This is a genomic window from Sphingobacterium sp. UBA7253 (genome assembly GCF_002472745.1).
Classification (GTDB): domain Bacteria; phylum Bacteroidota; class Bacteroidia; order Sphingobacteriales; family Sphingobacteriaceae; genus Sphingobacterium; species Sphingobacterium siyangense.
Map to the genome: position 1 here is coordinate 1,903 of NZ_DKSP01000082.1, position 8,668 is coordinate 10,570.

General features: G+C 38.1%; 10 protein-coding genes. 1 reads left to right on the forward strand and 9 read right to left on the reverse strand.

Annotated elements, in window-relative coordinates; translation table 11 throughout:
- Positions 1–78: 78 nt before the first annotated feature.
- The 6 genes from B2X72_RS08215 to B2X72_RS08240 form a co-directional block, all read right to left on the reverse strand.
- Positions 79–558, reverse strand: coding sequence for a hypothetical protein (locus tag B2X72_RS08215; RefSeq protein WP_239468731.1), 480 nt, complete (start codon positions 556–558; stop codon positions 79–81).
- A 38-nt stretch (positions 559–596) separates the two neighbouring features.
- Complete coding sequence (locus B2X72_RS08220; RefSeq protein WP_070565284.1) at positions 597–1,007, reverse strand: Dabb family protein; 411 nt, start codon at positions 1,005–1,007, stop codon at positions 597–599.
- A gap of 11 nt (positions 1,008–1,018) precedes the next feature.
- Positions 1,019–2,344, reverse strand: coding sequence for a hypothetical protein (locus B2X72_RS08225; protein ID WP_286849038.1), 1,326 nt, complete (start codon positions 2,342–2,344; stop codon positions 1,019–1,021).
- Between the two features lie 87 nt (positions 2,345–2,431).
- Positions 2,432–3,811, reverse strand: coding sequence for a sensor histidine kinase (locus tag B2X72_RS08230; RefSeq protein ID WP_286849041.1), 1,380 nt, complete (start codon positions 3,809–3,811; stop codon positions 2,432–2,434).
- Positions 3,808–4,497, reverse strand: a complete 690-nt coding sequence (locus B2X72_RS08235) for a response regulator transcription factor (RefSeq protein WP_286849043.1) — start codon at positions 4,495–4,497, stop codon at positions 3,808–3,810. The genes B2X72_RS08230 and B2X72_RS08235 overlap by 4 nt, the downstream gene beginning before the upstream one ends.
- Before the next feature lie 131 nt (positions 4,498–4,628).
- Positions 4,629–5,339 carry a hypothetical protein gene (locus B2X72_RS08240; protein WP_286849045.1) on the reverse strand — a complete coding sequence of 237 codons (711 nt, stop codon included), beginning with the start codon at positions 5,337–5,339 and terminating at the stop codon, positions 4,629–4,631.
- A 295-nt stretch (positions 5,340–5,634) separates the two neighbouring features.
- Here B2X72_RS08240 and B2X72_RS08245 point away from each other — a divergent pair, with 295 nt between their 5' ends.
- Positions 5,635–6,561 (forward strand): hypothetical protein, encoded by a 927-nt coding sequence (locus tag B2X72_RS08245; RefSeq protein WP_286849046.1) that lies wholly within the window; start codon positions 5,635–5,637, stop codon positions 6,559–6,561.
- Between the two features lie 226 nt (positions 6,562–6,787).
- Here the strand turns inward: B2X72_RS08245 and B2X72_RS08250 are convergent, their stop codons facing one another.
- From B2X72_RS08250 to B2X72_RS08260, 3 genes are all read right to left on the reverse strand, one after another.
- Positions 6,788–7,546 carry an NADAR family protein gene (locus tag B2X72_RS08250; RefSeq protein WP_112373535.1) on the reverse strand — a complete coding sequence of 253 codons (759 nt, stop codon included), beginning with the start codon at positions 7,544–7,546 and terminating at the stop codon, positions 6,788–6,790.
- Positions 7,547–7,792: 246 nt separating this feature from the next.
- Complete coding sequence (locus B2X72_RS08255) at positions 7,793–8,128, reverse strand: hypothetical protein (protein WP_204990801.1); 336 nt, start codon at positions 8,126–8,128, stop codon at positions 7,793–7,795.
- Between the two features lie 170 nt (positions 8,129–8,298).
- A complete protein-coding gene (locus B2X72_RS08260) occupies positions 8,299–8,523 on the reverse strand; it encodes a hypothetical protein (protein ID WP_112373537.1) in 225 nt (74 codons plus the stop codon).
- Positions 8,524–8,668: the final 145 nt, after the last annotated feature.

Sequence of the window (8,668 nt, forward strand, 5' to 3'; positions counted from 1 at the left end):
AAAAGAGGAAACGATAGGAAAAAAGAAAAATTACTGGCAATGTTGTGCCACAGGTCAGACTGCGGCACAACATAAATGTTAGTTATTTTTTGTTACGAAAAGATCATCAGCCCCCTCATTGATAGGGATATACAATCTTTCCCAGCTTTTTGAATGAACCATTTCCCAGCTATGCCCAGTACCTTTCAAATCTTCAGCCAAAAGAATCGTTCCAGGTTCAATTAAAAAAGTTGAACCATCGCTGACTTTAAATTTGATTTTACCTTTCAGCGTAACCACGTATTGTCTTCTTGGAGCTGGATGAGCGTTTTTCTCCCATTCTTCTGTTTTATTGCTTGTCCAAAATGTACTCGTATTGGCGTGTTTCAATGTTGGAATAAAGCCTTTTTGAAACGAGCAGGTTCCATCCGGATTGTTGATCAATCGCACTGCAGGCATTTTACCTTCGGCTTCCACGTTGACCTCCTTAATTTTTCCATGACCTTCTTGCGCTTTCACAGCGGTTAAGCTTGATGCTGCCAATACGCAAGCAATAGTTAGTTTGGATATCATTTTCATTTTGTAATGTTTGAAATTATTATTTTGTTGTTTTAATTTTAGAATTCATAAACCGTATCGTGCACCATCATCCGTTCAAAATAAGGTTTGTATTTAGCGACAAGGGCGAGGTGCCCCGGCAGTTTACCATAAGCCTCTAGTTCCTCCAATGTCGCAAATTCCATGGACGCATTGTAGGTAAACGAGTTGTCCAATACCGCTCTTGGGGAAGAAGCAGCTGGCTTGCCATAACGTACATTTTTGACATAGGGAAGCTTTTTAAGACCTTCAAAAAACTGTTTAAACTCTTCTACCTGTTCAGCAGACAAATCAGGTTTTAGCCAAAAAAGCAAATAGTGGAAATACACTTTTTTTGTTTTCGCTTTTTTCTCTTTTGCCATCAGTGAGGTGGCCGCAAAGCTCATTACGCCAGCAGTACCTAGTGTAAGGATAAAATCTTTTCTTTTCATGTTATTGCTATTTAATTAAAATCAATTCTATATTTAAGCACAAATGCCCACTTGTGATCTGTTACCACAGCTTGATCCGCAGCATTTAAATTATAGATCGGACGATTTTGCGCATCAAAAGTCAGCCGGCTGCTATTACCGTGCATCAGTAGCGAGATACCTGCATCATAAATTAGACTTTTGTCTTTCAATGCCTTGTAGTCCCCTACTTGTACAGAAACCGCTGGCTGCAGCTGTAAATTATGTTTGGATGGATTGAAATAAGGGAGTGTACCGCCGACCTGTGCGTAAAATGTATTTCCCGTGCCAGCATTTGGCAAGCTATTTCCCGCACCATTCAGGCTTGCATTGGCCGCATCGATACCTGTCGCGGGGTTGTTTGTCCCTGCAAAGCGGAGATAGTTAGGACCATAATCGCTGTGCATGGCCATACCATAGGCACTAATCGAAGTTCCTTTCTCTTTGTCGATGGGCGCGTCATAGATGATATCCGCTGCAAAATTGCGCATATCGTCATTTTGGGTCATCTGCCGTTCATCCAGATGCCAAAGGGCATTGTGCATATACTCAAATCCAGCCCCTATGCTGAGCACATCTTTTTTACCGAGGTATGTACCCGAATTGAATGGCGTTTCGTTACTCTCTTTATCGTGAAATGCGTAGCGGAAGTAGCCTGACACATCTTTTTGTGCTTCATTTTTGCTGAAGGTGGCTTTATTTAATTTTGGATCAGCACTGGCGGCTGAATATGGATCAGCCAGTACCACCCGATAGTCAAATTTTCCAAACTGCCCTTTTGCATAGATGCTCATTTCACGTACGACCATATCAGTCGCCCCAGTATTGGATGTCGCATACAGAGGCAAGTCGTAAAGCAGCGTATTGAGCGGTCCTGTTGTAAAACGGGAAAGACCGCGCCAAGTCGAACGGCCGCCACCGATCGCAAGTTTGGGACTGAAACTATATTCTGCATAGGCATCCAAGAGATCCATATACGTATTAGTTTTGCTGTTGACGTTTACGTTGGTAGGCCCCATCTGTAATACAAACAGTAAATTTTCGGTAGGCTTGTAAGTCATCTTTGCCCTAATACGCCGCAAAGAAAGATCAGATACATTCGAAACGGACTCGTTGTTTACCAAACTCCCCGGATTGAGCTGGCTATATCTCGCCCACAGCTCAGCGTACCCGCTGAAGCTGATATAACGTGTATGCTCCTTATTTAAGAAATGAGTAAGTTTTGGATTTCCAAAATCATTGGTTTGCGCCTCGGCGAGCTCTGCGCTACCTAGTCCCAAACTGAGGAACAACGCCAAGGTAAGCTGTTTTTTATTCATGATTCAACCTAATTTTGTTTTTTTGATAAGTCAAAATTAGGCTGAATATGGAGGTGATATTATTAGAAAACCATTAGAATTTTTAGCTTATTCAAGCCCCTTTGGATAGACCAGTTTAAGTTTGACTGAAAACACAGTCCCTACATGGAGAGTTGAATTAACCGCTACGGTACCCTGATGCATCTCAATAATCCGCTGAACAATTGAGAGACCGATGCCATGTCCCTCTTTTGAAGGCGTACCCGCCACACGGTAAAACAAGTCAAAGATATGCGGGATATCCTTGCTGTCTATTCCGATACCATGATCTTTTACCTGCACCTGCGCTACGGTTTTATTTCTGGAGAGCAGTACCTGGGCATGCCGATCTGCACTATATTTACAGGCATTCTCGATCAGATTAGAAAAGGCTACTTTCAAGAGGTAGGCATTTGCAGATACCAAGATTTCCTCTTCGTCGATTGCAGCATTAGCATCAAAAGAGATGCTTACCCGATAGTCTTTATTTTTCTCTAAGACCACCAACTTTGCTTCAAGCAGTATTTCATCCAGTCTGATTTCTTCAAAATTTACCTGCGAACTATCGTAGTTTGCTCGGGCAAAATCCAGCAAGGCTGTCGAAAGTACCGTAGCCTCCTTCGCATCGAGCAATGCCCTATCAATAGAGTTAAAATACTCATCCACATTGGTATTCAGCTGCTGCGCCAATTCCAGTTCGGCGATCATAGCTGCCAAAGGTGTTCTAAACTCGTGTGAAATAATGGATACAAAATGGCGCTGGTTGTTGAAAGATTTTTCCAACCGATTGAACGTATTGTTGAATGTTTCGATAAGTTCTGAGAGCTCATCTTTTGCATTACTATAGGAGACACGTGTGCCCAAGTTATGTTCGGACACATCCTTTATCTGATGTATAATGTAATTGATTGGCTTAAGAATATAACGTGCAAATAGAAATGAAGAGAAAAAAATAAAAAATAGGGCAACGATATAAATCGTTATCAAAATATTCTTCAGCCGTTCCATATGTGCAAAACCCGTTAGATCGTACGCATGTCCGATCAAGAAAAAAGGCTTACCCTCAAATTGATAGTTTAAGCCCATATACAGTTCTTTGCCTTGCTCCCATGTAAAAAAATTAGACGTTTTGAAAGATTCCAATTTAACATCGGGATACGTCGGTTCGCCTATATCGGAAAAAACAACCCTATTCTGCTGATCGAAAACAGTAATCTGTGCTTCGTTGATCAGCTTTTTATTTTGTTCATGAATTCTTCTTATCTGATGTTCCTGCACCTGTGCATCAAAAATAAATTCTGCACGCCAGATGATCTTATAGCGCAGCCGATCCACAAATTCTTCCTGCCGATTTAATTCCGAGAAGAAATAAACCGCATAGGCGAATAGAAACAAGATGATAGCCGAAGAGAGCGTAAATACCCAGGAAGTTCTATTGACAATCTTCATTCTTTATTGGATAAAATAAATCCATGTCCGGATTTCGTATGAATCAATTTAGGTGAAAAATCCCGGTCTATTTTTTTACGCAAATAATTGATATATACATCAATATAGTTTGTTCCGGTATCAAAGTTTTTGCTCCATACATTACGTGCGATTTCATCCTTGCTGAGCATGGTCTCCCTATGCTTCAAAAAGAAGTGAAGGAGATCAAACTCTTTGGGAGTCAACTTAATAAGTTTTCCCTGACTATGAACCTGCTTACTCCGGAGATCAATACTGATACGATCATAAGTCAGCAGCCCCTGAATCTCTTCTTCACTGATTTCCCTGTGCCGCTTGAGCAAGACAGCGATACGTGCAAAAAGTTCGCGTATTTCAAAAGGTTTCACCATATAATCATCGGCTCCCGCATCAAAACCAGATATTTTTTCATCGATACTGCCCAATGCTGTGAGCATGATGATTGGGATCCTGGGGTAAGCCGCACGCATCTGTTTACTGAGCTCAATCCCATTCATTCTTGGTAACATGATGTCTATGAGAAGTAAATCATAGTCAACAGATTTGGCTTCTTTGATCACTGATTCCGCATCACCAAAAACATTGACCAGGTAGCCCTGACTTGCTAATCCTTTTTTCACACTCGAAGCAACGCGTTCATTGTCTTCTACGACCATTATTTTCACCATTCTAGCATGCTTGTATGTATCTACTAATACTGCAGGACAAAGTTAGTTATTTTTCAAAAAGGCTGGCGCAGCCTCCATGAACTTTAGACAACGGTCAGGAAAACTCAGTAAATTTACCGTTATCGCTATTGCTAAAATGGCATTGTTACCACCTTTGCATGATATGTACCTTTTTTAATCTCAAATAAAACTGCATACCCACCAGCTCCATCGCCATTAACAGCAGTAATGTATAAACTATCATTTGAGTCATCATAGTAGCATGTTGCAAACTCGTTGTTTACATTAAATAGGCTTTCAATTTCCTTTGCCGGGATCTGGATAAATCTTCCCTTTATAGTTGCTTCAATGGAGGTATAATGGCTTGTAGGGATTTCGCCATCTGTTCCCCAGACCTGCTGCTCTCTAAATTTGTCTACAACGGTATAGCCATCATATTGAGTCGATGAAAAATCACCTTTATTTTTTTCATAATCGAAACTATCTGAATTTATTTGCACGGTTATATCTTTTGCCATAAATTTTGCTGTGCCTTCATCAGAAAATACAGTAGGGATTTGCTTATAGGATTCGATATATTTAATTCTTGAATGGTGTACATAGCCAGTGATACTCTTGTTGCTTTTGTCTGTATAATCTACAATTACCCAATCGCCGAACTTTTCATCAGGAAATGCATAAACAATTTCATCAGCAGCAATTTTTGAAACAACCGCACTATTCACTGTAGCTTGTTTCCTCACATTTACATAGCCGTCTTTATCAATGATTTTTGCAAATTGGGCCGAGGCCAATTGGCATACTGTGAGAAAAAGTAGTACTAAAAGATATCTGTGATTCATTTGGTATAAAGTTATTACTAATAATATTTTGCCCTCAGCTTAATAAGGTCTTCGATCATTTTATCTTCTTTAATTGAGGTACTGTATACAAATTTAAACTGAATGCTGATAATTTCGTTACTTTTATTTCATTTGCTACTTTTTAATTACTCAGCTCATAGCAATAAATTTCCCTAAACTTATTACATTCAAAACCCAGCGCAGCATTACATATTATTTCACTGGCAGAAGAATTGATTTCAAAAAGTTTTGAAATAACCGTAAATTCATTTTAAAATAATAATGTTGAATTAGAATGATGAGATACTTTATATTGACAATCGCTTTTTGTGCATTCGTGTTTGTATGCTGCAGTAATGAAAAAAATGGTAAAAGTGACATTAAAAAAAATGACCAAACCGACACGGAGGGAAAACTTCCTATGAAATCTTATATGCTCAATCACGAAATAAGAAATATAGACTATGAAATATATTTAAATGATTTTCTTATTGCCCATTCACAGGAGAACAATGGTATCCCTGGCCCTTACAAGTTGAATCAGTACATTTTTTCCAGTGGAATACAGGAGGTGAAAATCAGGATCTCGTCAAATAAGAGCCAAAAATCGATAACTTCTGATATGCTCAATGAAATAAGTAGAAACACAGGGATCTACCTGCTTGAAAATAAAGATTATGATAATATCAAGGAGATCAAAAAACTTGAATTTCCAGCGCTTGAAAAACCGCTAGATGCTTATACGCATACCTGGGATTTTGAAGCAGAAGCGCCAACTTCGGTCACAAGTCTGAACAATTCCCAGGATCTTTCAGAAATGAATCAAAATAAGCTACAGGTGGAAGTATTAGCAAAATATGATCAACTACGTAAATTTTTGCTGTCAGGACATGCGGATGAGTTTCTGAGAGAAATCGCAAACGCGAAAAGTAATCTCTTTATATCCGAAGGTTTTTCGGAGGCCGAGCAGGAAGCATACAATGACAAACTTAAAAAGTACCTGTCTGCGCATAGCGATCTACTTCCCGACCTTAAGGAATCTGCAATAAAATTATTCGGGCACGGAAAAGCCGTTGCACTTGAGCAAAACCTCACACTGTCATCTGGAGAAAACAAAAAGAATGACGAGCAAAATTCTAATTATATAATTTTCCACAAACCTCATGGATCTGATTCATTTGAAGTGTTTCGCTACTTTATAGCTTATTCAGGTGGAAGGTAGGTGTGGCATGCTGAAGCGGTGACAAGCTACCTTTCGAAAGAAAGGTTTAACATAAAAATTAGCGTCGTACAGTGATCCAATAAACGTTAAAAACATGGCATAACGAAACAGCAAAGTCTACCCGAATTGTTCGATTTAATTTTATGTATAATGTAATTGGCTAAATTCGGCATGTCAAAATAGCTTGATCAATCTTTTCATGAAATGGGGACATTCCTATTTTGAGCTAATAAAAATCCATCCATGAATAAGGAGGAGGATAGGTCAGTTGATATATCGTTTGTTCCCTTTCAGACAGATTATCATAATAAGTACCGAATTCGCTCAAATATTCCTCACCCAATCCCATTCTCCAAAACATATCCCTACTGTCCTTATCGGAAAACTTCGACCAAGGCGGTGGCATAGCGTTTTGAAGTGCTTGAAATTGCCCAAATTGACCTAGAAAATCTCGTACTTCCATCAATGCAAAGCCTAATAAATTTTGACCGCGCCAACAATAGATGTTTTCAATATCGACGTCATCTTGTGCAAGTCCAATACCCCATATGGCATCAACGGGGCTTGCCTCAACAAGAACTCTATTTTCTGTTTTTAACAGATATTCCGCCAACGCCCAATATTGATTAAACTTATGAATATTTCCGTTCCTAACAATCTCAAATTTGCGTTCATTCCAAATCTGATCATCATAGCCTACAACTTGCCTTCCCAACTCTTTGACCTCACCCGGTTTAATACAGTTGATGATTTTCTCAAAATTCTTCTTATCATCAAAAAGCAATGCTTTTTGGGCCATCATCCAATGTTCCGCAGTCCTATAGGTAATATTATCTACTGTAAACGGACTCTCATACCATTGACTGAAAACAAATTTTCCAACTTCCTGATTATGCTTAGCTGTATGTCCCCAAAAGAAAAGAAATTTGAAGCTATCTCCATTTTCAAATCTATCGGTTAGCCACTTGATAGTATATTTTACCATATGCTCAATTCAAAATTGATCGCCTATTATCCATCGACATACAATGATACGCAAAAAATTGAAGCCACATCTCTCGAAGTTGCTTCACAACTTATCTATTTGTTAGGGCTGGCTCTTATTTATACGAATCGATTGATTTGGAAGATTTTATAGCATACTTTGGAATGAACTGTGTATTTATTAGCACCAAAATAGCTACAATCTAAGTTAACAATTATGCTACATATTTATTTGCCATCTAAAGCCTTATACTTCACGAAATTCTACAGATTGAATATTAATGAAATCAATAGAAATTTTAGTTTCTATTAGCTTTTTATGACCTTTTGAATCCTCTACATATAAATCTAGAAAAATACAGCCACTTTTATATCCGTGTTCGAGATATGGCTTATATTGAAAACTGTCTTTTCTTCCTTTAAATTTATAATCATATCTTAGTAAGGTATAATCATTATCCCAAAGATAAATTTCGATATCTGTTCTAAGAGCTCTTTTAACAGCAATATAACGATGTAACAAAAGTAAACTAATGCCCAATGTTGCTACAGCTAGATAAAATGTTAATTCATTTAAACTCATTTTTATTTTCTCTAATAATAGTATCTACAATTCAAGTAATAGCATAGTGTTCCATAAAGCATTCATAACTTGGGTATTAATTACCCAAACGCTCGCATTTTTGTTAATTTTGATAAACTCCTATGTTGCCATTTGTCATTGCAGTTGCCTGTAAAATACATAAGAAGTCTTTAATGGGGAGTTTTTCTTGTACCATTGAAGGGGGCATGTAGTAAATCGTTTTCTGTGCCAATTAGCGTATAAATGCCGTCCTTCCGTTCGATCCCAACCAAAATATCTGCTCCTAGATTATTTAAGTACTGAATTATTTCACTATGCTCATCTCTATAGTTTTCTGCCGATAACGTATCCAACATATTCCGTTTTATTCTCGCTTTTAGATTGATACGTTTCATTTTATTCTCTCATTGAACTCAGCTAAAAGTATTAAAAAAATACGCTATTAAAACTATTTGTAAACGACTATTGTTCTTACAATACAAAAGGGCTACAAAATTCCTTTCGAAGGAAAGTTTAAATATAAAAATTGGCGTCGTACAG